The following is a 23,822-nucleotide window of genomic DNA, read 5'->3' on the forward strand; positions in this document are numbered from 1 at the left end:
CTTGACAGCGACCGCGGGGCCGCACGGTCAGCGCGAGAGCGACCCCAGACGGTCCCCCGCCTTCTCCGCGGCCTTCGCGGCCCGCCTGGCGCGGTGCCGCTCCTCGGCGGCGACGACCCCCAGCGCGAAGGCTCCCTCCCCGCTGCGATCGGCCTCCTCCAGGATCAGCGCACGGGCGGCGAGCGCGTCGCGCTCCTCCCCCAGGGCGTCGGCGAGGTCCTCGCCCGCCTCGGCGAGCGAGCGGCGCCGGGCGCCGACGGCCTCGGGGACGACCGCCCGCCACGCCTCCACGGTGTAGCGGAGCCGCTTCGCCGCCTTCCGCAGGTCGTGACGAGCCTCGAGCGAGCCGCCGGCCGCCGCGGAGATGCGCGCGAGGTCCTTCGCGACGGAGCGGCGCACCAGCGCCGTCGCGCTCGAGCCCGCCCGCGCGGTGCGGGGCGGATCCGCGAGCAGGGCGTCGAGCGAGGCGAGGAGCGCGAGGTAGCGGCCGCCGCGCAGAGTGCGGTCGACGCGGCGCAGCGCCGAGGCGTGCCGGTGCTCGATCTCCTCCAGCAGGGCGGTGGGGGTGCTCGGGGCGCCCTCGACGGCCGCCAGGGAGGTGCGGAACCGCTCGGCGAGCACCTCCTGGTCGCGGGCCGCGCCGAGGACCCCTCCCAGCCAGCGCAGCTCGTCCCGCACGGGGTCGGTCGCCGCACGGTCGAGCACGGAGCGGGAGGCGGCGAGGACGGACCGGAGCCGGCGCGCGAGCACGCGCATCCGGTGCAGGGCGTCGTCGGCCTCGAGGCGCACCCGCGGGTCGACGGCGCGCAGCTCGCGCAGGAGCGAGCGGACCGCGGCGAGCGCCGCCTCCCCGCCGTTCCGCGGATCCGGGACCGTCTCCTCGATCGGGCCGCCGGTGGCCCGGGCGAGCTTGGAGGCGCTGGCGGCCGGGCGGGCGCCCGCGGCGAGGAGGCGCTGCTCGATCGCGTCGAGGACCCGCTCGCCCTCGTCGCCCGGGACGTCGACGAGCTCGACCTCCCACTCCCTCCAGCGCCGCTCGCGGCCGGTGCGCTGGTCGCGCGCGGTCACCAGGTCGTCGGCGATCTCGGCGAGCTCCCGCCCGTGGGAGTCGAGGGCGCGGGTGATCGAGCGGACCGTCTCGAGCTGCGCCAGCGGCTCGAGCGGCGCGCGCCCCACCTGCCCGAGCACCGGCTCGCGGACGGCGGACGGGACCGTGCGCGAGGCCGTGAGCTCCGCGTGGATCTCGGTGCGGCCGGAGGAGCCGGGCAGCTTGACGTGCCAGCCCTGGTCGGATCCGCCCTCGCGGCGGCGCAGCGTGATCCGCGCCCGGGACAGAGCGCGCTCGGCGGTGTCGAAGTACTCGGCGCGGAGGGTCACCGGCTCCTCCGTGCGGACGCTCGCGACGCTCGCGGTGCCGGTCAGGTCGGGCAGCCGGGTGCCCGCGTCGACGTCGTACTTGCGCTCGACCTCGGTCTGCACTCTCCGCGCACCGCCCGCCCGGGACGTCGCCGACTCGTTCTCCGCACCGCTGGCCATGCTCCATTGTGATCACGCCCGGCGCCGCTGCGGCACCCCGGGCGGCCAGGGGCGCCCTCGCCCTAGGCTGGAGCGATGACCGCGCCCGTTCCGCCCGTCGCCCGCCGCGTCCCCTTCGAGCGCCGCCACCACGGCGACGTGGTGGTCGACCACTACGAGTGGCTGCGCGAGAAGGAGAGCCCCGAGGTGATCGCGCACCTCGAGGCCGAGAACGCGTACACCGAGGCGGTGCTGGCTCCTCTCGCCCCGCTGCGCGAGCGCCTGTTCGAGGAGATCCGCTCGCGGACGAAGGAGACCGACCTCTCGGTCCCCGTCCGGGAGGGCTCCTGGTGGTACTTCTCGCGCTCCTACGAGGGCCGCCAGTACGCCGTGCACTGCCGGGCGCCGATCAGCGGGCCGGACGACTGGACGCCGCCGTCGATCGCCGAGGGCGGTCCGCTCGAGGGCGAGCAGGTCGTCCTGGACGGCAACGCGGAGGCGGAGGGGCACGACTTCTTCTCGCTCGGCAGCTTCGACGTCTCGGCCGACGGCCGACGGCTGCTCTTCGGCACCGACGTCGAGGGCGACGAGCGCTACACCCTCCGCATCCGCGACCTCGAGACCGGCGAGGACCTGCCGGACGTCATCGAGGGCACCGGCGGCGGAGCGACCTTCGGCGCCGACGCGCGCTTCGTCTTCTACCCGACCGTCGACGAGTCCTGGCGCCCCGACACGATCTGGCGGCACGAGGTCGGCGCCGGGACCCCGGACGAGGTCGTCTTCGCCGAGCCCGACGAGCGCTACTGGATCGGCGTGGGCCTCACCCGCAGCCGCCGCTTCCTCGTCATCGAGATCGGCAGCAAGATCACGAGCGAGTGCCTGCTGCTGGACGCGTCCGACCCGACCGGCTCGTTCCGCTCGGTGTGGCCGCGCCGCGAGGGCGTGGAGTACGAGGTCGAGCACGCCGTCGTCGACGGGCGCGACCGCCTGCTGATCGTGCACAACGACGGCGCCCTCGACTTCGAGATCGTCGAGGAGCCGGCCGACCTGTCGCGCGACGCCGACGCCCGGGCCCGCGAGCGCCGCGTGGTGGTGCCGCACCGCGAGGGCCGCCGGATCGAGGGCGTCGACGCCTTCGCCGGGCACGTCGTGGTCTCGTACCGAGCCGACGGAGCCACCCGGCTCGGGCTGCTCCGCGAGGACGGCACCGGAGCGCGGCTCGAGGAGATCGTCTTCGACGAGCCGCTCTACGACGCGGGCCTGGCGGGGAACCCGGAGTGGGAGCAGCCCTCCCTCCGCCTCGCCTACACCTCGTTCGTCACCCCCTCGACCGTGCTCGCGCTCGACGTCGCGACGGGCGAGCGCACGGTGCTCAAGCAGCAGCCGGTGCTCGGCGACTACGACCCCGCGCTCTACGTGCAGCGGAGGGAGTGGGCCGTGGCGGAGGACGGCACGCGGGTGCCCCTCTCGCTCGTCTGGCGCCGCGACGCCGCCGATCCGGACTCGGCCCCCGCGCCGCTCCTCCTCTACGGCTACGGCTCGTACGAAGCGAGCATCGACCCGGGCTTCTCGATCGCGCGCCTCTCGCTGCTCGACCGCGGCGTCGTCTTCGCCGTCGCGCACGTCCGCGGCGGCGGGGAGATGGGCCGCTCCTGGTACGAGAACGGGAAGACGCTGGCGAAGCGGACGACCTTCACCGACTTCGTCTCCGCGGCGCGGCACCTGGTCGACGCGGGCTTCACCACTCCGGACCGCCTGGTCGCGCAGGGAGGGTCGGCCGGCGGCCTGCTGATGGGCGCGGTCTCGAACCTCGCCCCGGAGGCGTTCGCCGGCGTCCTCGCGCAGGTGCCGTTCGTCGACGCGCTCACCTCGATCCTCGACCCGTCGCTGCCGCTCACAGTGATCGAGTGGGACGAGTGGGGCGACCCGCTGCACGACGCCGAGGTGTACGCCTACATGAAGTCGTACTCGCCCTACGAGAACGTCCGCGAGGGCGTGCAGTACCCCCGGATCCTCGCGACGACGAGCCTCAACGACACCCGGGTGCTGTACGTGGAGCCGGCGAAGTGGGTGGCCAGGCTCCGCGAGGTCGGCGCTCCCGCGCTGCTGCGCACCGAGATGACCGCGGGACACGGCGGAGTGAGCGGACGCTACGAGCGCTGGCGCGAGATCGCGTTCGAGTACGCCTGGACGCTGGACGTGCTCGAGCTGGCCTGAGCGCCCCGCCGCAAGCCCCTCCGCCCGTCGTCCGCGGCCAGTAGGGTTCGGGGTGCCGACGGAGGGAAGACCATGAGCGCAGGCCTGTCGATCGACCGCATCGCCGCATGGGTGGCGGACCAGAGGTGGTACGCGAGCAAGGGGCGGCGCCCCGAGCTGGAGGTCCGCGGCGCCTGGTCGCTGCACCCCGGCGAGGCGGAGGTGGTGGACCACCTCTTCATCGACCGGGCAGGCACGAGCCCGGTGCTGTACCAGGTGCCGGTGACCGTCCACGCGGCTCCGGTGCCCGGGCTCGAGGACGCCCTCGTCTACTCCGACGACGCGCACTACGTGTACGACGCTCCGCGCGACCCGGTGTTCGCCCGCGCCCTGCTCGGCATGATCGCCGACGGCGGCCGCTCCGACGAGGACGGCGCCCAGGGCGGCGCCCGCGCCGAGGGCCACCGGCAGCCGGGTGCCGCGATCGGGGCGTTCGCGTCCTCGAAGGTGCTCAGCGGCGAGCAGTCGAACACCTCGGTGATCGTCCGCACGACCGCCGACGACGGATCCGACGCGACCCCGGTGATCGTCAAGGTCTTCCGCGCCCTCCACCACGGCGACAACCCGGACGTGACGGTGCAGTCGGCGCTCAACGCCGCCGGGAGCGCCCTCGTCCCGCCCGTGCTCGGCAACGTGACCGGCGAGTGGGACGACCAGGGCGAGGAGACGGGCCGCGCCTTCGGGCACCTCGCCTTCGCGCAGGAGTTCCTCCCCGGGGTCCAGGACGCGTGGCGCGTCGCCCTCGAGGCGGTCGCCGCCGACTCCGACTTCACCGGACCCGCCCGCGAGCTGGGCCGCGCCACCGCCGAGGTGCACGCGACGCTGGCGGAGGTCATGCCGACCGAGGACACCACGTCCGAGGTCGTCGAGCGGATGGTCGCGGCCATGCGCCGTCGCCTTCGCATCGCCTCGGCAGAGGTCCCCGTGATCGCCGAGGACTCGGAGGCGATCGAGGCCGTGTTCCGCGCCGCCGAGACCGCGCCGTGGCCGAGGCTCCAGCGCATCCACGGCGACTACCACCTCGGGCAGGTCCTGTCCGTGCCCGATCGCGGCTGGGTGCTCCTCGACTTCGAGGGCGAGCCGCTGCGGCCCATGCACGAGCGCCGTCTTCCCGACGTGGCCCTTCGCGACGTGGCGGGGATGCTGCGCTCCTTCGACTACGCGGCGGGTGCGCACGAGCAGGCCGAGCCGGGCGCCTCGAGGGCGGCGTGGGCGGCGGCGAGCCGTGCCGCGTTCCTCGAGGGCTACGCCGAGCAAGCGGGCGACGCGGTCACCGCGCACCGGGCGGTGCTCGACGCGTTCGAGCTCGACAAGGCCGTCTACGAGGCGATCTACGAGGCGCGCAACCGGCCGGAGTGGCTGTCGATCCCGGTCGCCGCGGTGCAGCGCCTCGCCGGACGCTCGTAGGGTGGCAGGCATGAGCGACGACACCGACGACAAGAAGCCCCTGGACCCGCTGAGCGACTTCAGCATCCCGGGCGACACCGATCTGCACACGACCGGCGATGCCTCGGGCGCGGACGGCGACGAGGTCGCGGAGCCCGGAGCGGACGAGGACTGAGCCGCCTGCTCTGCGGGGCCGGCCGTCGGCTCGGCTCCGCGGAGCCGACGGCCGGACTAGCCCAGCGGGGCGAGCGGCTCGACCGCCGGCCCCTCCAGCACCGTCCCGTCGGCTGCGAAGCGGGAGCCGTGCAGCGGGCAGTCCCAGCTGCGCTCCGAGTCGTTCCAGGTGACGATCCCGCCGAGGTGCGGGCACACCGCCGACACCGCGCAGCGCCTCCCGTCCACGGTGGAGACCGCGACGGGCTGCAGGCCGTCGCGGGCGAGCGAGCCCTGGCCCTCCGCCGGCACCACCCCGGCCGAGCGGGGCGCGCGGAGCGCTGCCGACCAGCCGCGGGCGTACCAGGCGCCCACCGCCAGCCCGGCGCCGAGCCCCTCCGCCATCACCCGCGGCAGCGTGGGCCGGCGGTGCAGCGTCCTCGCCCAGGCCGGCGTCCCGCCCTCGAGGTCGGCGACGAGCGTCATCGCGGCCTGCACCGCGTTGGTCATCCCCCACTTGTCGTAGCCGGTCGCCAGGAAGATCCGTCCGCGGCCCCGCGGCAGCCAGCCCACGAACGGCACACGGTGGAACGGCTCGTAGTCCTGGGCGCTCCACTGCGCGACCGGCTCCGCCCCCGGGAAGGACCGCCGCGTCCAGGCGACCAGGTCGTCCACCGCCTCCGAGGTGACGGGCCTGCGCCCCACGGGGTGGCCGTTGCCGCCGATCAGGAGGAGCCGCTCGCCGTCGCGCTCGGCGTCGCGCACGGAGCGGGACGGCTCGTCGACCGAGAGGTACATGCCGTCGGGGATCGGCGCGTCGGTGCGGAACGCGACCGCGTATGAGCGCAGCGCGGCGATCTTGGCGAAGTAGAGGCCGCGGTCGAGGATCGGCGCGCCCGTGAGCAGGTAGGCCCGGTCCCCGGTCACCGGGCCCGCGCTGGTGCGGACCCGGACAGGAGCGGTCGCTCGCATCCCGAGGGCCCGGACGCCCTGCACCAGGGTGCCCCCGGCGGCGCGGAAGTCGGCGGCGAGCGCCGTGAGGACGTCCATCGGGTCGAACTGGGCCTGGTCGTCGAGGGCCACGGCCGCCGTGCTGGGGAAGGGCACGTCGAGCTCGCCGACGAGGCGGGTCGCGAGGCCGAAGCGGCGCGCGGTCGCGTGCTCCTTCAGGACGGCGTCCACGCGCTCGGGCGTCTGCGCGTAGCTGTAGGCGGTGCGCCTCTGCACCGGCACGCCCGCGCCCTCGCAGTAGTCGAGCAGCCAGCGGAAGCCCGCGAGGTTCGCCGCGACGTAGGCCTCGGTCACCGCGGGAATGTTGCGCTCCGCGATCCGGGAGAGGTGCGCTCCCTGCAGGAGGCTGAGCTTCGCCGTCGTGTTCCCGGTCGTGACGGCGCCGACCTCCCGCGCCTCCAGCACCAGCACGCGCCGGCCGGTCCGCTGCAGGAGGAGCGCGGTGACCAGCCCGGTGAGCCCGGCGCCGACCACGACGTCGTCGTAGTGCGCGCCCGGCACGAACTCGTCGGAGGGGATCGGAGCCGCGCCCGCCCGCCAGAGGGAGCGGGGCCGCGGGGCCGTCGTGGTCGTGTCCTCCGGAGTCATCGGGAGTCCCTCCGTTCAGGGGCCGGACGGCCCGCGAGCGACGCTACGCGGAGCCTCCTGGACCGTCACGGTGTTGACACGTCGCGGGACGCGGGCTCAGAGCCAGCCCCACCGCTTGAAGAGCCGGTGCAGCACCACGCTCGAGGCGAGCATCGCCGCGAGCGCCGCCGGGTACCCCCACGCCACGTGCAGCTCGGGCATCACGTCGAAGTTCATGCCGTAGATGCTCGAGATCATGGTCGGCGCGAAGAAGATGGCCGCCCAGGCGGAGATCCGCTTGACCTCGTCGTTCTGCTGGTTGCCCACCTCCGCGAGCTTCTTCATGTCCTCGTTCTGGCGCTGGGCGACGAGGGTCGCGTTCACCGCCAGGATCTCCCGCAGCGTGGTGCGGAAGCCGTCGACCCGCTCGGTGACGAGCGCGACGTGGTCGGCGACGTCGCGGATGTAGCGGCGCAGCTCCACATCCGACTGGAACACCTCGAAGTCGGTGACGAGCCGCCCGAGCATGCCGGTCAGCGGAGCGACCGCACGCTGGAAGTCCAGCACCTCCTGGCTGAGCTCGTAGATGCGGCGGGACACCGCCGGGTCGCCCTCGAAGACCTGCGCCTCGATCTCGTCGATGTCGTTCTCGAGACCGGCGACGACGGGCGAGTACTGATCCACGACGGCGTCGAGGATCGCGTACAGCACGGCGACCGGGCCGACGCGCAGCAGCTCCGGATCGGCCTCCATCCGCCGCCGCACCAGCGAGAGGTCGGGCTTCTCGGAGTGGCGGACCGTGACGACGAAGTTCGACCCCACGAACAGGTGGAGCTCGCCGAAGTCGACCTCCTCGCGCTGGTCGGAGTAGCTGGCGGCGCGCAGCACCACGAACATGTCGCTGCCGTACCGCTCGAGCTTGGGCCTCTGGTGCGCGCTGATCGCGTCCTCGAGGGCGAGCGGGTGCATCGAGAACTCGTCCTCGAGCGCGGCGAGCTCGGCCGCGTTCGGCCGGTACAAACCGATCCACGCCATCGCGTCGGGCAGCTTCTGCAGGGCGGCGAGCGCCTCCGGGATGCTGCCGGGAGAGACGACCCGGCGGCCGTCCTGATAGATCGCGTTGTCGACCGTGCTGGTGCGGGCCGGCTCGTCGTCCGGGCGCAGACGCTGGATGGGAGCGGTGTCCTCGGCGGCGGCGCGGGTGCGCGAGCCCAGACCCAGGATCGTCGCGGGGACGCGGGGCAGCTTCACGACCATCTCCTCTGCTCGACCGACGCCCTATTGTGCACCTCCCGGTGAACGGGAGGTGTCCGCTGCGCCGCCGGTGTCGGAGGGCCTCACTAGCCTGGAGGCGCTCCCCCGGACGACGCAGAGGAAGGACGACCGTGAAGCTGCTGCACACCTCGGACTGGCACATCGGCCGCACCTTCCACGGGCACTCCACGACGGCGGCGCTCGCGACCGTGCTCGAGGCCCTGGTCGAGACGGTGCGGGCCGAGCGCGTGGACGCGGTGCTGATCGCCGGCGACGTCTTCGACTCCGCCGTGCCCGCCGCGGAGCACTACACCCTCCTCACCCGCACGCTCGAGGCGATCCGCGCGGCCGGCGCCGAGGTCGTCCTCACCAGCGGCAACCACGACTCCCCCGCCCGGCTCGGCTTCCAGGCCGGGCTCCTGCGCGGAGCGGGCGTCCACGTCCTCACCGACCCCGAGGCGTACGCCGAGCCGGTCGTGCTGCGCGACGCGTCCGGCCTCGAGGTCGGCGTCCACGGCATCCCCTTCCTCGAGCCCGCCCTCTACCGCCACCGGCACCCGGAGGAGCAGCTGCGCCGCCACGAGGACGTGCTCGCCTTCGCGATGGCGCGGGTGCGCGCCGCCGCCGAGGCGGCGGGCCGTCCCTGGGTCGTGCTCGCGCACTGCTTCGCGGTCGGAGCCCCGGCCGCGGTCCTCGAGCGCGACATCACGGCGGGCGGGCTCGACTACGTCTCGGTCGAGCACTTCGCCGCGGCCGACTACGCGGCGCTCGGGCACATCCACGGACGCGCCGAGCTGCTGCCGGGAGTGCGCTACTCCGGAGCGCCGCTGCACTACTCGTTCGGCGAGGCGTCGAAGCCGCGCGGCGCCTGGCTGGTGACGATCGGGCCCGAGGGGCTCGAGGGCGTCGAGTGGTCGCCGCTCCCCGTGCCGAGGAGGCTCAGCGTGATCGAGGGCGAGCTCCAGCAGCTGCTGCGCGATCCCTCCCTGGCCGAGGTGGAGGGCGACTGGGTCTCGGCGGTGCTCACCGATCCCGTGCGCCCGCTCGACGCGATGGCGCGCCTGCAGTCGCGCTTCCCCGGCTGCGCCACGCTCGAGCACCGGCCCCCGCACGCCGCGGCCGAGCCGCGCGCGTACGCCGAGCGGATCCGCGGGCGGAGCGACGTGGAGGTCGTCGACGACTTCCTCGCCCACGTCCGCGGCGGTCACGGCGCCACGGAGACCGAGCGCGCCCTCACCCTCGACGCGCTCGCGGCCGTCGAGGCCGAGGCTCTGCGGTGAGGATCCGCCGACTCGCCTTCGCCGGGCTCGGACCGTTCCGCGCCGAGCAGTGCGTCGACTTCGACCGGCTCGAGGACGTGGGCGTGTACCTCATCGCCGGGCGCACCGGAGCGGGCAAGTCGACGATCCTCGACGCGATCGCGTTCGCGCTCTACGGCTCGGTCCCCCGCTTCGACGGCACCGCCTCGCGCCTCCGGAGCGACCACAGCGGCCCCGAGGACGAGACCTTCGCCGAGCTCGAGTTCGAGGCGGCGGGGCGCGTCTACCGCGTCCGGCGCTCGCCCGAGTACGAGCGGCCGAAACGGCGCGGCACCGGCACCACGACCCAGCCGGCGAAGGTCGAGCTGCTGGAGCAGGTCGACGGCTCCTGGGTCGGGCTCTCGTCGAGCGCGAAGGAGGTGGGCGCCGACATCGGCCGGATCGTCGGCCTGACGAAGGACCAGTTCCTCCAGGTGATCCTGCTGGCGCAGAACCGCTTCCACGAGTTCCTGCTCGCGAAGAACGACGACCGGCAGCGTCTCCTGCGCACGCTCTTCGCGACCGAGCGCTTCGATCTGCTCCGCCGCCGCCTGCTCGAGCAGCGCGACGCGAGCGCCGTCGGGCTCGAGGAGGAGCGCGCGGCCGTGACGGCGCTCGCGGACGAGGCCGTCCGGCTCCTCGATGACGGAGCCGAGCCGCCCCTGCCGGACGCCGCCTGGTTCGCCGGGCTGCCGGCGCGGCTCGCCGCTCCGCTCGAGGCGGCCCGGGCCGGCTCCGCCGCGGCCGACGCGGCGCACGAGGCCGCGGGCACCGCTCTCGACGAGGCCCGGCGCACCGCCCGGGGCCAGGAGCGGCGCCGGCGCGCCCTCATCGAGGCGGAGGAGCTCGTGGTCGCCGAGGCGCACGTCGAGCAGCAGCGGGCCGCGATCGAGCGCGCGCGCCGGGCCGACGGCGTGCTGCCGCTGCTCCGCTCCGCCCGGGCAGCCGCCGAGAAGGAGCGGGCCGCCCGGCAGCAGCGCGACCTCGCGGCCGACGCCTACGGGGACGCGTCCGGGGGCCCGGCCGCCGAGACGGCCGAACGGCTCGCCGCTGTCCTCGGCGCCCTCACCGAGGCGCTGGCCGAGGAGCGCCGGCTCCCCGACGCGGAGCGCGTCGCCGAGCGGTCCGCGCGCGCCGAGCAGGCGGCGGCGACCGCGCTCGCCGGGATCGAGGCGGAGCTGCGCGAGCTGCCCGCTCGCGTCGACGCGCTCGCCGGCGAGGAGGAGTCCCTGGCCGGGGAGGCCGCCGCCGTCCCCGCGCGCGTCGACGAGCTCGCCGCGCTCGAGCGGAGGATCGCCGCGGCCCTCGAGCGCGATCTCACTGCGGCGGGCCTGCAGCGGCTCCGCACGGCCTACGCCGACGCGGCGCGCGTCCACGGCGAGCGCGCCGCGGAGCAGGCCGCCCTGATCGCGCGCCGGTTCGCCGGGTTCGCCGGGGAGCTCGCCGAGCGGCTGGAGCCGGGCGAGCCCTGCCCCGTCTGCGGCTCGTGCGAGCACCCCCGCCCGGCCGAGCACGACGGCCCGACGACGGTCGGCACCGACGACCTCGACCGGGCCCGCGTCGCGGTGGAGCGCGCCGCCGCCGCCCTCGACGGCGCCCGCGAGCGCGAGGGAGCCGCGGCTCGGGCTCTCGCGGCGCTAGAGGAGCGCGTGGGCGAGGACGCGGATCCGGAGTCGCTCCGCCCGGCGCACGAGGAGCGGCTCGCCTCGGCGCGCCGCGCCGCCGCCCGCATGGAGGAGCTGCGGCGCGAGCGCATCCGGCTGCGCACCCGGATCGACGCTCTCACGACCGGGCGGGACGCCGCTCGTGAGGAGCACCGCGCCCGCGCCGACGAGTCCGCCCTCGCCGCTGAAGCGCTGCGGCTGCTGCGGGAGCGCGTCGAGGCCTTCCGCGACGGCGCGACGAGCGTCGCCTCGCGCGTCGAGCAGCTGAACGCCCAGCGCCGTCGTGCCGTCGCCGTGGTCGAGGCCGAGGAGGCGGCCGTCTCGCGGTCCGAGGCCGCCGCCGCCGCCCGGGAGGAGCTCGCCGAGGTCCTCGCCGAGCGCGGCTTCACGACCGCCGAGGAGGCCGAGTCGGCCGCGCTGGCCAGCGGGGACCGGGCGCGGGCCGAGGCCGTCGTCGCCGAGCACGAGCGACGGCGGAGCGCGACGGAGGCGGTGCTCGCCGACCCGGAGCTCCGCGGACTGCCGGGCACGGCCGTCGACCTCGCCGACGCCGAGGGGCGCTCGCGCGAGGCCTCCGCCCGTCGCGACGAGGCGCGAGCCGGCCTCTCCGTGCTCGAGCACCGCTCGGAGCGCCTGGCCGAGCTCACCGCGACGGCCGCGGGCCGCCTCGCGGTGCTGGGTGAGCGCCTCCACCGCCACGAGGAGCTGCGGACGCTGGCCGAGACCGTCTCCGGCCGGGGGCAGAACACGCGCCGGATGGACCTCGAGGCCTTCGCCCTCGCCGGACGCCTGGAGGAGATCGTGACCGCGGCGAACCTCCGCCTCGACGCGATGACCAGCGGCCGCTACGCACTCGCCCACGACGACTCGCTCGCCTACCGCGGTGCCGCCTCCGGCCTCGGGATCGACGTGCTCGACGCCTTCACCGGCGTCCGCCGGCAGCCCGCCTCGCTCTCCGGCGGCGAGACGTTCCTCGCCTCGCTCGCCCTCGCCCTCGGCCTCGCCGACGTGGTGACGGCGCAGTCCGGCGGCATCTCGCTCGAGACCATGTTCATCGACGAGGGCTTCGGCTCGCTCGATGCCGAGACGCTCGAGACGGCGCTCAGCACGCTCGACGAGCTGCGGTCGGGCGGTCGGACGATCGGCCTGATCAGCCACGTCGACGCGATGCGCGAGCGGCTGCCGATCGGCCTCCGCGTCGCGGTGGGGCCGCGCGGCGACTCGTCGATCCTCACCGGCTGAGCGGCCGCTCCCGGGCGAAGGGGCGACGACGGCCCGCTCCCTCCTCTCGCACTGCAGCAGCGAGCGCGCCCGCGCCCGCTGCTAGGGTCGTGCGCAGTGACACGGGGTGCCCGCCAGGGCTGAGAGAAGACCCGTTGAACCTGATCTAGTTCGTACTAGCGAAGGGATGTCGCGAATGAGCATTCGCACGCCTGTCCACCCGACCCTCCCCGCCGACACGGCGCCCGACCCGGCGTCCGTGGGTCGCGATCTCGCCGAGCTCCGCGCCGCCGGGCCCCTGGTGCAGTGCATCACGAACGCGGTCGTCACCGGCTTCACCGCCAACAGCCTTCTGGCCCTCGGCGCCAGCCCGGCGATGTGCGACCTGCCCGGCGAGGCGGGCGTCTTCGCGGGCCTCGCCTCCGCGGTGCTCGTCAACCTCGGCACGCCCGGAGCGGAGCAGCGCGAGGGTGCTCGCGAGGCGGTCGCCGCGGCCGGACGCGCCGGCACCCCGTGGGTGCTCGATCCGGTCGCCGTGGGCCCGCTGCCCGTCCGCACCGCTCTGGCGGTGGAGCTGCTCGAGGCGCGGCCCGCGATCATCCGCGGCAACGCCTCCGAGATCCTCGCCCTCGCGGGAGCCGGTGCGGGCGGCCGCGGCGTGGACGCCGTCGACACCGCCGAGCAGGCGCTCGACTCCGCCCGCGTCCTCGCCCGCCGCACCGGAGGCGTGGTCGCCGTCTCGGGAGCGGTCGACCTCGTCACCGACGGCGAGCGGATCGTCCGGGTCACGGGGGGCCACCCGCTGCTGACCCGCGTGACCGGCGGCGGCTGCGCGCTCGGCGCCGTGATGGCGGCGTTCCTCGGCGCGGGCGCCCGCCCGCTCGACGCGGCCGTCAGCGCCTCCGCGGTCTGGGGCCTCGCCGCCGAGCGGGCCGCCGCCGCGAGCAGCGGTCCCGGATCCTTCGCCGTCGGCCTCCTCGACGCCCTCGCTGCCCTCCAGCCGGCCGACGCCGAGGCCGAGGCGCGGATCGCATGAGCCTCGACCTCTCGCTCTACCTCGTCACGGACACCGCCCAGTGCGGCCCGCGCGGCGTGCCCGCCGTGGTCGCCGCCGCCGTCCGGGGCGGAGTCACGACCGTGCAGATCCGCGATCACGACGCCTCCGCCGCCGAGCTCGTCGCCCTGACCCGGGCCGTCGCCGCCGTCCTCGACGAGCGCACGACCCTGCTGGTCGACGACCGCGTCGACGTCGCCCTCGCCGCCCGCCTCGCGGGCGCCCGCGTCCACGGCGTCCACCTCGGGCAGTCCGACCTCCCCGTCACCGCCGCCCGCTCGCTGCTCGGACCCGACGCGGTGATCGGGCTCACCGCGAACACCCCCGAGCACCTCGCCGCCGTCCGCGCCCTGCCCGCGGGGACGGTCGACTACCTCGGCGTCGGCGTCATCCGGCCCACCGCGACCAAGCCCGACCACCCCGCTCCCCTCGGTGTCGACGGGTTCGCCGCCCTCGCCGCGGCCGCGGCGCTGCCCTGCATCGCCATCGGCGGAGTCGGAGCCGCGGACGCGGGGCCACTCCGCCTCGCCGGTGCGGCCGGGCTCGCGGTCGTGTCGGCGCTCTGCACGGCCGCCGACCCCGCGGCGGCCGCCCGCCTGATCCGAGCGGAGTGGGACCGATGACCGCCGGCGCCCGCGTCCCCCGTGTCCTCAGCATCGCCGGCACCGATCCGACCGGCGGTGCCGGCGTCCAGGCCGACCTCAAGTCGATCGGCGCGCTCGGCGGCTACGGCATGGCGGTCGTCACCGCGCTCGTCGCGCAGAACACGCACGGGGTCCGCTCCGTGCACCTGCCACCCGCCGTGTTCCTCCGCGAGCAGCTCGACGCGGTGAGCGACGACGTCACGATCGACGCGGTGAAGATCGGGATGCTCGCCACGGCCGAGTACGCCGGAGTCGTCGCCGAGTGGCTCGACGAGGTCCGCCCGCCCGTCGTGGTCGTGGATCCGGTGATGGTCGCGACCAGCGGTCACCGGCTGCTCGCTCCCGAGGCGGAGGATGCCGTGCGCGACCTGCTCCGCCGCGCCGATCTGGTGACGCCGAACCTCCCCGAGCTGGGCGTGCTGGCCGGAGAGCCGACCGCCTCCGACTGGCCGGCCGCGCTCGCGCAGGGAGCAGCACTCGCCCGCGCCCTCGACGCCGCCGTGCTGGTGAAGGGCGGCCACCTCGACGGCCCCGCCACCCCGGACGCGATCGTCACCCCCGACGGCCTCGTGCGCGAGGTCCCCGGCGAGCGCGTCGCCACCTCGAACACGCACGGCACCGGGTGCTCGCTCTCGTCCGCGATGGCGACGCTCCTGGCCGGGCGCGACGCCTCCTCCGACGCCCTGGTCGAGGCGCTGACGGAGGCCAAGGAGTGGCTGACCGGCGCCCTGCGCGCCGCCGACGCTCTCGAGGTCGGCTCCGGCAACGGCCCGATCGACCACTTCCACCGGCAACGAACCCCGGCGTTCTGCGCGGACGTCTGGGAGCGGACGCGGACCCTCCGCGACGAGATCGACGCGCTCCCGTTCGTGCGGGCCCTCGGCGACGGCTCCCTCGGGCGGGAGGACTTCGAGTGGTACCTCGAGCAGGACGCTCTCTACCTCACCGAGTACGCCCGCGTCCTGGCCGTGGCGGCGCAACGCGCGCCGAGCACCGCCGAGCAGGTCTTCTGGGCCGAGGGCTCGGCGTCCGCCCTCGCGGCGGAGGCGCAGCTGCACCGTGACCGGCTCGGGACCAGGGACGCGACTCCCGCGCCCGTGACCCGCGGCTACACCGACCACCTGCTCGCGGTCGCCGCGGGCGGCGGCTACGGCGAGATCGTCGCCGCCCTGCTCCCCTGCTTCTGGCTCTACGCCGACGTCGGGTCGCGCCTCGCCGCCTCCGGGCACCCCGAGCACCCCTACGCGGACTGGCTGCTCACCTACGGCGACCCGGTCTTCGCGACGGCCACCGAGCGGGCGATCGAGTTCACGGAGCAGGCCGCCCGCGACGCCTCACCGAGGGAGCGCGCCGCGATGAGGGACGCGTTCCTGCGGTCGAGTTCGTTCGAGAAGGACTTCTTCGCCGCACCGCTCGCCCGGACCGGCTGAGCTCTCAGCCGGCCCGGTCGGGTGCGCTCAGCCGATCGCCTCGCGCAGGACGTGCATGAGGGCGTCCAGCTGCACCGTGTCGGCCGAGGCCGTCTCGGCGTCCGCGCCGTCGAGCGCCCGGGCGGCGAGACCGGCCTTGGCGTCGATGAGCTCCGCGATCTTCGCGTCGATCGTGTGCGCCGCGATGATCCTCCACGCCGTCACCGGCTCCTCCTGGCCGATGCGGTGCACGCGGTCGATCGCCTGCGTCTGCTCGGCCGAGGTCCACGACAGCTCGGCGAGCACCACGTTGGACGACGCCTGCAGGTTCACGCCGACTCCCGCCGCGGTGAGCGAGCAGACGGCGACAGAGACGTCCGGGTCCTCGTTGAAGGCGTCGATCTGCGTCTGGCGGAACGCCGCGGTCTGGTCGCCGCGGATGGAGACGGACGTCAGCTCGCGCTTCTCGAAGGTGTCCTCCGCCTGGTCCATCACGTCGATGTGCTTCGCGAAGAAGACGACCTTGCCCACCGAGCGGGCCAGCTGCGAGGCGTAGTCGGCGGCCAGCGCCGCCTTGGCCTGGCCGATCCGGCGCACCATGGTGAAGACGTTCTCGCCGGTCTTGGCCGACTTCGACTCCTCGAGCTCGCTCTGCGCCACGATGCGGATGAACCGCTCGCGCTCGTCGTCGTCGAGCTCGTGCGTGATCGAGGAGGTGACCGCCCTGAAGCGCTGCAGCATGCGGGCGCCGAGCTCGCGCTCGGCCTTCTGGATGGAGCGGCCGAGGTCGTCGTCCAGCTCGACGGGCAGATCGACGATCCGCTTCGACGGCAGGTCGGCGGCGACGTCGATCTTCTTGCGCCGGACGATGCCGAGGTCGATCACGGCCTCGCGCGCCTCCGGGTAGAAGCCCGTGTCGGCGGGGGTGAGGCCCGTCTCCTCGAGGCGGCCCATCAGCTCCGGTCCCGGCTTGGTCTCGTCGATCCAGCCGAGGAAGCGCCAGATGGCGCGGAAGTCGTCGACGTCGTTGATCAGCGGGGTGCCGGTCAGCGCGATCATCAGCGGATCGTGCCCCGGGGTGGTCTCGCGGATCCTCGACGCCAGCGCGAGCACGCTCTGCGAGCGCTGCGAGCGGAGGTTCTTGATGAAGTGCGCCTCGTCGACGACCATGCCGCGGAAGCCCAGGCTCCCGAGCCAGCCGATGTGCCGGTCGAGGATGTCGTAGTTGACGATGACCACGTCGGCGAACGCGTCGAGCGTGCCGCCGTCCCCGTGGATCACCGTGGCGCGCCGCTGCGGAGTCCAGTGCTCGACCTCGCGCGCCCAGTTCATCTTGACCACGTTCGGCACCACTGCGAGCAGCGGGTACGCCCCGACCACCGAGGCGGCGAGGAGGCTCTGCGCGGTCTTGCCCAGACCCGGCTCGTCGGCGAGCAGGAAGCTGCGGTGCCCCTCGCGGGCGCTCTCGATGAAGCGCGCCTGGTGCGGCATCAGCTCGCGGCCGCGCGGCGAGACCCGGTCGAGCTTCGGCGGCTCCGGGAGCTCCATGCTCGCGGCCCGTCCGCCCGCTCCGTACTCGAACGCCTTGAAGAGCGGCCCGAGCAGCTCCCAGTCGTCGAGCCGGCGGCGCGGCGCCGGGGCCGAGGCCTCGGCGATCGAGAAGTCCGGCGGGAGGAAGGGGTTCGCCAGCTGCCGGGCGCGCACCGACTGCGGCACGACCTGGTTGACCGGCACCTCGGGCTTGGGCTCCGGCTCGGTCACGATGAGCAGCTCGTCGGGGCTGAGCTCCGCGCCCGCCTCGAGCAGCCAGTCGCGGCGGAGCTTCTGCGCGGCCGCCGTGACGCCGGCCTCCGATTCGAGCAGCGCGATCAGGCTGGTGTCGCGGGCGGCCGTCTTGGCCAGGATCGTGGCGATGCCGTCGAGGCGCTTCATCTCCTCGGCGCGCTGCGCGTCGCTGAGCGAGGGATCGACCTTGACCCGCTTGCGCTCCTCGCGCATCAGGAGGGCGATCACCAGGAACTTCGTCCGGTTGGTCGGTCCGACCTTGCCGGTCTGGGCCTTCGCCTCCACCTCGCGGACGCGGCGGGCGAGGATCGGGATGATCCCCGCGTTGTCCACGCCGCGCGAGCGCGATCGGGGTCGGCTCCCGGCGGCGTTCGACGCTCGTCGCGTCTGACCGGACTGACGCTGGCCGCTGCGAGCCATGCTCCTCCTCGATGTGTGACGGGGGGCGGAGGAGGGGTTCCCGCGCGCTGCCGTCGCCGTGCATCCGCCGGATCGCCTCCGGAGAGGCGTCGGGCGTCGGTGCATCCGGTGGCCGTCGGGAGCTCCGAGCAACGGGTCTGGGACCCGGTCGCAGCATCCCCGGCGTGCGGGTGCGCCGCCAGTCTACTCCTCGGGGCGGTCCGGTCGGCGCTCCGCCGCGCGGACGGTCGCGCTCGTCGTCATTCCGGAGTCGGGACGCGGATGACGAGGCCCGCCGCCACGAAGACGCCGACCGCGGCGAGGCTCAGCGAGGACCAGATCGCGTCCGGGAAGGCGAACGGCAGCACCGGGTTCCACAGCACGAGCACCGGGACGAGCCCGATCAGCCAGAGGAGTGCGCGCGCCTGGATCGCGAACCAGCCGATGACCGCCGCGAGGATCGCGACCGGGTAGCGGATGAAGTCGTAGGCGTCGGAGCCGACGAGGGCGAGCCCGGCCAGCAGCACGATCGCGCCGAGGATCCCGGGCGCGAGCGCCATGCGGGCGCGGTCGCGCGAGGGGTAGCGGGCGGCGGTCGCGCGGGACGGCTTGCGGGTGCTCACCCCTCGATCGTAGGCGCGCATACCCCGCCCGGGTACCGCCTGCGGCGCGTAGGCTGGAGGAGTGATCGAGGACCTCAAGAAGCGCTCGCTGCACCGTGCCCGGATCCTGGGCGGCCAGATGCGCGGCCTCGAGCGGATGATCGAGAACGAGGACTACTGCGTCGACATCGTCACGCAGTCCCTCGCGATCCAGAAGTCGCTCGGCTCGCTCAACAAGCTCATCGTCGAGAACCACCTCCGCACGCACATCACCGCGATGTTCGAGGAGGGCGGAGACGCCCGCGAGGCGGCGATCGCCGAGCTCGTGAAGATCTTCGAGCTCTCCAACAACCGCTCGTGACCGCCGGCCTCGTCGCCGCGGCGCGGGTGCGCCCGCTGCTGCTCGACGGGGGCCTGGGCACGGAGCTGGAGGCGCAGGGCGCCGCGGTGGACTCCTCGCTCTGGAGCGCCCGGGTCCTGCTGGAGGAGCCCGGCCGGGTCGTCGCCGCGCACCGCGCCTTCGCCGAGGCGGGCGCCCGGGTCGCGGTGACCGCGAGCTACCAGGTGTCCGCGAGCGGATTCGCAGCCGCGGGGCTGGCCCCGGGCCTCGTCGAGCGCGCCCTCCGGGAGAGCGTGGACCTGGCCCGGCGCGCGCAGAGCGGCTGGGTCGCCGCCTCCGTCGGCCCTTTCGGTGCGAGCCTCGGCGACGGCTCCGAGTACCGCGGCGACGACGGCCTCACCGTCGGCGAGCTCGCCGCCTGGCACCGCCCGCGCCTGGAGACCCTGGCCGCGGCCGGGCCCGACCTGCTCGCCGTCGAGACCATCCCGTCGGTGCGGGAGGTGCGGGCCGTCGTGAAGGCCCTCGCGGGCTCCTCGGTCCCCGCCTGGATCTGCGTGAGCGGCCGTTCGGGCCGCACCGCGGCCGGCGAGCCCCTGGCCGAGGCGTTCGCCGTCGCCGCCGCCTCCGAGGAGGTGGTCGGCGTGGGAGTGAACTGCTGCCCGCCCGGCGACATCGCCGAGGCGGTCCGCATCGCCCGCTCCATCACCGGCAAGCTGGTCGTCGTGTACCCGAACAGCGGCGAGGAGTGGGACGCCGTCGAGCGTCGCTGGGCAGGCGACGCGGCCTTCGACCCCGCGCTGGTCGCCTCCTGGCGCGCGGCGGGAGCGGATCTGATCGGCGGCTGCTGCCGCGTGGGACCTGCGGCGATCGCTGCCCTCGGACGAAGCCTGGAGGAGGAGTCGTGACCACCCTGAGAGCCGTGCGCGGCGACCTCACCCGCGAGCACGTCGACGCGATCGTGAACGCGGCGAACCCGTCGCTCCTCGGCGGCGGCGGCGTCGACGGCGCGATCCACCGCGCGGGCGGACCGGAGATCCTCGCCGAGTGCCGCCGGCTCCGCGGGACCGAGCTGCCGGACGGCCTGCCCGCCGGCTCCGCGGTCGCCACGACCGCCGGCCGCCTCCCCGCCCGCTGGGTCGTGCACACCGTCGGTCCCGTCCACTCGCGGTCGGAGGACCGCAGCGCTGTCCTCGCCTCGGCCTACCGCGAGTCGGTGCGCACCGCCGTCGGTCTCGGTGCGCGGACGCTCGCCTTCCCGGCCGTCTCGGCGGGCGTCTACGGCTGGCCGATGGACGACGCGGCGCGCATCGCGGTGGAGACGGTCCGCGAGGCGACCGCGGACGGCGCACTCGACGAGGTCCGGTTCGTCCTCTTCTCCGCGGACGCCCTCGCGGCCTTCGAGGCCGCACTGGCCGCGGAATGACGGAAGGGGAGCCGACCCTGCGGTCGACTCCCCCTCCACGGTGCTGCGCTAGGCCGTCTTCGGCCGCGCGAACTCGTCGTAGGGCAGCGTGATCGGGCGGGTCCGCGGAGGCATCCGCACGACCGCCTCGAGCGCCGGGCCCAGTGCCTCGCGCCAGGCGCGGTAGCCGTCCTCGTTGAGGTGCAGGCCGTCCGGCGAGTACTGCTCGAGCAGCCCGCCGTCCTCGCCCGCGAGCACCGGCCACAGGTCGAGGTAGCCCGCGTGCGCCGTGGGCGCGAACTGCCACAGGTGGCGGTTGATCTCGCGGATCTGCGGCGCGAACTCGTGTCCGCGCGGCAGGACCGAGGTCACCAGGATGCGCACGTCCGGGAGGTCGCGCCGGAACGTCGCGACGATCGTCTCGATGTTGCGCACGACGTGCTCCGTCGTGCGGTGCCAGGCGAGGTCGTTGGTGCCGATCAGGAGCACCACCGTGTCCGGCTCCTGCGCGACCAGCTCGGCGAGCCGCGCGACGACGTCCGCCGTGGTGGCCCCTCCGACTCCCTCGTCGACGACCGTCGACTCCGTCAGCCACTCGCCCCAGGCTCCCGCCTGGATGATGCTGTCCCCGATGAAGAGGACCTTCCCCAGCTGGAGTCCGCGCCCCGCGTCCGTACTCGACCGTTCGCTCATCGTGCTCCTCTCGTCGGCGTCCCGGGCGGCCTCGCCGCCGCCGGACCCCTCCATTGTCACCGCTGCACCCGGCGCCCGCCAGGGGAGCGCTCGTCGCCGGAGTCCGGCAGGTCGGCCGCGGTGGCCGTGATGCGGTTGGCCATGCCGTTGAAGATGATGCCGTGGAAGGGCAGGATCGCGAACCAGTAGAGCCTGCCCGCGAGGCCCTGCGGGAAGAAGACCGCGCGCTGCGTGTAGACCGAGCCGCCGTCTCCGGAGGGCTCGGCGCGCATCTCGAGCCAGGCCCCGCCGGGCACCTTCATCTCGGCGCGCAGGCGCAGGAGCTTCGGCCGCTCGATCTCCTCGACGCGCCAGAAGTCGAGGGCGTCGCCGGCGTGCAGGCGCGCGGAGTCGCGGCGCCCGCGCTGCAGGCCCACTCCCCCGACGAGGCGGTCCATCCAGCCGCGGATCACCCACGCGAGCGGGAAGGAGTACCAGCCGTTGGTGCCGCCGATGCCCTCGATGACGCGCCAGAGCTTGGCCGGGTCGGCCTGGGTGCGGCGCTCCTTGAGGTCCACGTAGACCGTGTGGCCGGCCCACTCCGGGTCGCTCGGCAGCGGATCGCTGGGAGCGCCGACGACCTCCGCGTTCTGCCAGCTCGTCTCGATCTCGCCCGCCTGCATCTTTCCCAGCGCGAGCCGGACGGCGCGGCGGTAGGAGGTCAGCCCGCCCTCGGGGTCGGGGATGAGCGCGCGGATGTCCTGCTCGTGCACGACGCAGTCGTACTGCAGCGAGGCGATGATGGGCACCGCGAGCGAGCGCGGGATCGGCGTGACCAGGTTGACCCACTGCGAGGCCAGCCACGGGGTGAACACCGGCAGGGACGCGATCGGCCGCTGCGGGAGCCCGGCCTCGACCGCGTAGCCGTTCATCATCTGGCCGTAGCGGAGCACGTCGGGCCCGCCGATGTCGAAGGTGCGGTTGAGCGTGGCGTCCTCGAGCGACGCGGAGCCGATCAGGTAGTGCAGCACGTCGCGCACGGCGATCGGCTGGATGAAGTTGCGCACCCACTGCGGCGCGGGCATGTACGGCAGCACGTCGGTGAGGTGGCGCACCATCTCGAACGAGGTCGACCCGGAGCCGATGATCACGCCCGCCTGCAGGGCGATCGTCGGCACTCCCGACTCCATCAGGATCCGGCCCACCTCAGCGCGCGAGCGGAGGTGCTTCGAGAGCTCCTGGCCCTCGGGGTGCAGGCCGCCGAGGTAGACGATGCGGCCGACGCCGGCCGACCTCGCGGCCGTGGCGACGTTATGCGCGGCGCGGCTCTCGACCTCCTCGAAGTGAGCGTGGTCGTTGCCCGAGCCCATCGAGTGGACGAGGTAGTAGAGGACGTCGACGCCCTCGACCGCGGCCTCCAGCGACTCCGGATCGCCGAGATCGCCCTGGGCGACCTCGACCTCCTCCGCCCACGGCACGTCGACCAGCTTGCGCGGGTCGCGCACCAGGACGCGCACCCGGAAGCCCGCCTCGAGGAGGCGCGGCGTCAGCCGGCCGCCGATGTAGCCGGTCGCGCCGGTGACGAGCGCGAGGGGGCGCGCCGAGTCGGAGGGGGTTTCGCTCATGCGGCCACGGTACGCCGATGGCCCCGGGACCTCTCCCGCTGGTGCGGGCCCGCGGCCCCTGCTAGGCGGCGCCCGGCATCCCGCTCAGTCGATGCCGAGGACCTCGCGGACCTGCACCACGTCGTGGTTCATCTGGCGGATGAGGGGCTCGACGCCCTCGTAGGCGACCTGGCCGCGGATCCGGCCGACGAACGCCACGTCGACCACGCGGTCGTAGAGGTCGAGGGTGTCGAGCGTCTGATCGAGCACGTACGCCTCGACCTGCTTGGGCGGCACTCCGACGAAGGTCGGGTTGCTGCCGACCGAGATCGCGGCGGGATGCGTGACGCCGTCGGTGGTGAGCCGGCCCGCGTAGACGCCGTCGGCCGGGATCAGGCCCTGCGACTGCGGCGAGAGGTTCGCGGTCGGGAAGCCCAGCTCGCGGCCGCGCTTCGCTCCGTGCACGACCACGCCGCGGACGACGGGCTCGTGCCCGAGCAGGCGCGTCGCGTGCTCCACGTCGCCCTCGGCCAGCAGCTCGCGGATCCAGGTGGAGGAGACGCGGCGCCCGTCCTCGGGCCGCACGTCGTCGATCAGCTCCACCTCGAATCCGTGCTGCCCGCCGAGCACGCGCAGCAGGTCGACGTCGCCCGCTCCCCGGGCGCCGAAGCGGAAGTCGGAGCCGACGAGGACCACGCGGGCCTCGAGCGCCTCCACCAGCACCTGCTCGACGAACTGCTCGGGCGAGAGCGCCCGGAACGCCTCGTCGAAGGTGAGCAGCAGCGTCGCGTCCACGCCGGTCCCGGCGAGGAGCTCGAGCTTCTGCTCGTTGCCGACCAGGACGGGCGGGCACTTCTCCGGCGCGATCACGCTGAGCGGATTGCGGTCGAAGGTGACGACGACGGCGGCGAGCCCCTGCTCGCGGGCCCGCTCGTGCAGCCGGCCGATGACGGCCCGGTGCCCGGAGTGGACGCCGTCGAACTTGCCGATCGTGACGGCGGAGGGTCCGATCCCGGCCAGGTCGCCGGGGCGGGTCTCGACGCGCATCAGGCGGCCGCCCGGGCCGTGCGCCGCCCCTGCACGCGGAGCCACCAGAGGCCGAGCACGGGCAGGACGAGCGGGATGAGCAGGTAGCCGGCGCCGAAGGCCGCCCACACCGTCGACTGGCGCCCGAACGGGTCGGCGCTCGCGAGCCCGAGGAGCTGCGGAGCGAGGAGGCTGAGCGCGCCGACCACGAGCACGCCCACCAGCTCGAAGGTGATCGTCACCCACGCGACGCGCTGCCAGGCGCGGCCCGGGACGATCAGGGCGACCGTCGCGACGATGTACACGACGGCCGAGAGCGCGGAGAGCGAGAACGCCAGCGGCGCCTCGTCGAACCGGTCGATGATCTGGAAGACGGAGCGCCCCGTCGCGGCGAGCGCGAGGATCCCGTAGACCACGACCAGGAGGCTGCCGATCCCGCGCGAGCGGGCGGAACGGGTCGGCTCTCCGCTCCCGGGGGCCGAGGGGACTGAGGGGTCGTGAGCGGCCCGTCCGGACGCATCGCTGGCTGGTTTCGACATCGCACGTCCATGCTAGGCGCT

20 protein-coding genes and 1 riboswitch are annotated in these 23,822 nt (G+C 74.6%); of the genes, 11 read left to right on the top strand and 9 right to left on the bottom strand.

Features of this window, described 5'->3' with window-relative positions:
* Positions 1-27 precede the first annotated feature (27 nt).
* Positions 28-1,536, bottom strand: coding sequence for a CYTH and CHAD domain-containing protein (locus C5C39_RS13420; protein WP_104353600.1), 1,509 nt, complete (start codon positions 1,534-1,536; stop codon positions 28-30).
* A 75-nt stretch (positions 1,537-1,611) separates the two neighbouring features.
* Between C5C39_RS13420 and C5C39_RS13425 the strand changes: the two genes are divergently transcribed.
* From C5C39_RS13425 to C5C39_RS17600, 3 genes are all read left to right on the top strand, one after another.
* On the top strand, positions 1,612-3,732 hold the full coding sequence (locus tag C5C39_RS13425; RefSeq protein ID WP_104353601.1) for a S9 family peptidase: 2,121 nt from the start codon (positions 1,612-1,614) through the stop codon (positions 3,730-3,732).
* A gap of 72 nt (positions 3,733-3,804) precedes the next feature.
* On the top strand, positions 3,805-5,178 hold the full coding sequence (locus tag C5C39_RS13430) for a phosphotransferase (protein WP_104353602.1): 1,374 nt from the start codon (positions 3,805-3,807) through the stop codon (positions 5,176-5,178).
* A gap of 10 nt (positions 5,179-5,188) precedes the next feature.
* A complete protein-coding gene (locus tag C5C39_RS17600; protein WP_159914626.1) occupies positions 5,189-5,332 on the top strand; it encodes a hypothetical protein in 144 nt (47 codons plus the stop codon).
* A 56-nt stretch (positions 5,333-5,388) separates the two neighbouring features.
* On the opposite strand, the gene C5C39_RS13435 is transcribed toward C5C39_RS17600, so the two are convergent.
* Positions 5,389-6,909 carry an FAD-dependent oxidoreductase gene (locus C5C39_RS13435; protein ID WP_104353603.1) on the bottom strand — a complete coding sequence of 507 codons (1,521 nt, stop codon included), beginning with the start codon at positions 6,907-6,909 and terminating at the stop codon, positions 5,389-5,391.
* A 96-nt stretch (positions 6,910-7,005) separates the two neighbouring features.
* Positions 7,006-8,145, bottom strand: coding sequence for a magnesium and cobalt transport protein CorA (locus C5C39_RS13440; protein WP_104223070.1), 1,140 nt, complete (start codon positions 8,143-8,145; stop codon positions 7,006-7,008).
* 128 nt (positions 8,146-8,273) lie between these two features.
* On the opposite strand from C5C39_RS13440, the gene C5C39_RS13445 reads away from it, so the two are divergent.
* From C5C39_RS13445 to thiD, 5 genes are all read left to right on the top strand, one after another.
* Entirely contained in the window at positions 8,274-9,422 is a 1,149-nt protein-coding gene (locus C5C39_RS13445) for an exonuclease SbcCD subunit D (protein ID WP_104255110.1), read from the top strand.
* Positions 9,419-12,346, top strand: a complete 2,928-nt coding sequence (locus C5C39_RS13450; protein ID WP_104353604.1) for an AAA family ATPase — start codon at positions 9,419-9,421, stop codon at positions 12,344-12,346. Before C5C39_RS13445 ends, C5C39_RS13450 begins: the two co-directional genes overlap by 4 nt.
* Positions 12,347-12,438: 92 nt before the next feature.
* A riboswitch (TPP riboswitch) is annotated at positions 12,439-12,530 on the top strand.
* Positions 12,522-13,361 (top strand): hydroxyethylthiazole kinase, encoded by an 840-nt coding sequence (thiM, locus tag C5C39_RS13455; protein WP_104353605.1) that lies wholly within the window; start codon positions 12,522-12,524, stop codon positions 13,359-13,361. It overlaps the preceding riboswitch by 9 nt.
* The gene (gene thiE, locus C5C39_RS13460; protein ID WP_104353606.1) at positions 13,358-14,002 is read left to right on the top strand and encodes a thiamine phosphate synthase; all 645 of its coding nucleotides are present in this window, start codon (positions 13,358-13,360) and stop codon (positions 14,000-14,002) included. The genes thiM and thiE overlap by 4 nt, the downstream gene beginning before the upstream one ends.
* Positions 13,999-15,453 (top strand): bifunctional hydroxymethylpyrimidine kinase/phosphomethylpyrimidine kinase, encoded by a 1,455-nt coding sequence (gene thiD / locus C5C39_RS13465; RefSeq protein ID WP_104353607.1) that lies wholly within the window; start codon positions 13,999-14,001, stop codon positions 15,451-15,453. Before thiE ends, thiD begins: the two co-directional genes overlap by 4 nt.
* A 27-nt stretch (positions 15,454-15,480) precedes the next feature.
* Here the strand turns inward: thiD and C5C39_RS13470 are convergent, their stop codons facing one another.
* Both C5C39_RS13470 and C5C39_RS13475 read right to left on the bottom strand, forming a co-directional pair.
* Positions 15,481-17,637: a DEAD/DEAH box helicase gene (locus C5C39_RS13470; protein ID WP_104225603.1), complete on the bottom strand. Its 2,157-nt coding sequence runs from the start codon at positions 17,635-17,637 to the stop codon at positions 15,481-15,483.
* Positions 17,638-17,876: 239 nt separating this feature from the next.
* The gene (locus C5C39_RS13475; RefSeq protein ID WP_244229446.1) at positions 17,877-18,239 is read right to left on the bottom strand and encodes a DUF6804 family protein; all 363 of its coding nucleotides are present in this window, start codon (positions 18,237-18,239) and stop codon (positions 17,877-17,879) included.
* A 61-nt stretch (positions 18,240-18,300) separates the two neighbouring features.
* Between C5C39_RS13475 and C5C39_RS13480 the strand changes: the two genes are divergently transcribed.
* Genes C5C39_RS13480 through C5C39_RS13490 form a run of 3 tightly spaced genes read left to right on the top strand, consistent with a single transcriptional unit; the run spans position 18,301 to position 19,981 of the window.
* Complete coding sequence (locus tag C5C39_RS13480) at positions 18,301-18,579, top strand: metal-sensitive transcriptional regulator (RefSeq protein ID WP_104223062.1); 279 nt, start codon at positions 18,301-18,303, stop codon at positions 18,577-18,579.
* Complete coding sequence (gene mmuM, locus C5C39_RS13485) at positions 18,576-19,463, top strand: homocysteine S-methyltransferase (protein WP_104353608.1); 888 nt, start codon at positions 18,576-18,578, stop codon at positions 19,461-19,463. Before C5C39_RS13480 ends, mmuM begins: the two co-directional genes overlap by 4 nt.
* The gene (locus tag C5C39_RS13490; RefSeq protein WP_104353609.1) at positions 19,460-19,981 is read left to right on the top strand and encodes an O-acetyl-ADP-ribose deacetylase; all 522 of its coding nucleotides are present in this window, start codon (positions 19,460-19,462) and stop codon (positions 19,979-19,981) included. Before mmuM ends, C5C39_RS13490 begins: the two co-directional genes overlap by 4 nt.
* A gap of 48 nt (positions 19,982-20,029) precedes the next feature.
* Here C5C39_RS13490 and C5C39_RS13495 read toward each other — a convergent pair whose 3' ends face one another.
* From C5C39_RS13495 to C5C39_RS13510, 4 genes are all read right to left on the bottom strand, one after another.
* Entirely contained in the window at positions 20,030-20,653 is a 624-nt protein-coding gene (locus C5C39_RS13495; RefSeq protein WP_104225671.1) for a GDSL-type esterase/lipase family protein, read from the bottom strand.
* 56 nt (positions 20,654-20,709) lie between these two features.
* Positions 20,710-22,257 (bottom strand): SDR family oxidoreductase, encoded by a 1,548-nt coding sequence (locus C5C39_RS13500; protein WP_104353610.1) that lies wholly within the window; start codon positions 22,255-22,257, stop codon positions 20,710-20,712.
* Positions 22,258-22,341: 84 nt separating this feature from the next.
* A complete protein-coding gene (locus C5C39_RS13505) occupies positions 22,342-23,283 on the bottom strand; it encodes a bifunctional riboflavin kinase/FAD synthetase (protein WP_104225670.1) in 942 nt (313 codons plus the stop codon).
* Entirely contained in the window at positions 23,283-23,801 is a 519-nt protein-coding gene (locus C5C39_RS13510) for a hypothetical protein (protein WP_244229447.1), read from the bottom strand. Before C5C39_RS13510 ends, C5C39_RS13505 begins: the two co-directional genes overlap by 1 nt.
* Positions 23,802-23,822 lie beyond the last annotated feature (21 nt).

Source organism: Rathayibacter sp. AY1F3 (assembly GCF_002931975.1).
In the GTDB taxonomy this organism is placed as follows: Bacteria; Actinomycetota; Actinomycetes; order Actinomycetales; family Microbacteriaceae; genus Rathayibacter.